This is a genomic window from Neisseria sp. P0021.S006 (assembly GCF_051956895.1).
This window is the reverse complement of the sequence record NZ_JBQCWZ010000570.1, coordinates 1-851: the sequence shown is the minus strand read 5'-3', so window position 1 is coordinate 851 and position 851 is coordinate 1. Positions and strand designations below refer to the sequence as shown.

Sequence of the window (851 nt, the reverse complement as noted above, 5' to 3'; positions counted from 1 at the left end):
GCCTTGCAGCAGTTTTTGGGTGGTTTTGACGTCGGCGAGCATGGGTACGTTTTTCAAGCGTAAAGTGCCGGAAGTCAGCAGACCGGCACACATCAGCGGCAGGGCGGCGTTTTTTGCGCCGGATACGATGATTTCGCCGTTGAGGGGGCCGTTGGCAGAGATTTTGAGTTTGTCCACAGGATGTCTTTCGTTATTTGTCTGCACGGTTTATGCCGCACAAATGAAATGAGATGGGTAATAAACCATCAATTATAAGGGATTATGCCCTTGCTGTTAGATTTGGCAGTATTAAATTTTCACAAGGTTTGTTTAAGTTGCAAAAGGAATAAGATTTCAGGCCGTCTGAATGGTTCAGACGGCCTGTTTGCTAAGGCTTATTTTTTGGCTTTGAAGCCTAAGAGGTGTTGCGTGGTGGCCAGCCATGCGCCAAATACGCCCAGCGCGATGACGAAGCCGAATACCAACGACACTTCGCTAAATGTGAAGAAACGCCAGCCGATGTTCAGACCGTAGGGTTTGAAAATCGCGTCCACCAGCGGCCGTACTTCGGCCAGCAGCCAAGCCGACAAGCCCAAGCTGACGGCGGCGGAGAAAATACTCTGCCACATTGCCTGATAAAGGAAAGGACGGCGGATGAAGGAAGCGGGCGCCCCCAACAGCTTGGTGATTTCCAACTCTTCCTTACGGCTGAGGATTTGCAGGCGGATGGTGTTGTGTGCCACCAAGACAAAGGCCATGCCTAAAGTCAGCGAGAGAAACCACAAAATCTTGCGGATAAATTCGTTAATACGATAAAGGGTCTGTACCCATTCGGTATCCATGGTTGCCGATTCGACGCGCGGCAGTTTGGT

1 protein-coding gene and 1 pseudogene are annotated in these 851 nt (G+C 50.5%); both read right to left on the bottom strand.

Annotated elements, in window-relative coordinates; genetic code table 11:
• Positions 1-177, bottom strand: a pseudogene (locus tag ACTHUM_RS15750) (UDP-N-acetylglucosamine 1-carboxyvinyltransferase); the annotation flags it as partial.
• 197 nt (positions 178-374) lie between these two features.
• Positions 375-851: FtsX-like permease family protein (locus ACTHUM_RS15745; RefSeq protein ID WP_440403386.1), on the bottom strand; the 477-nt coding region annotated here is incomplete at its 5' end.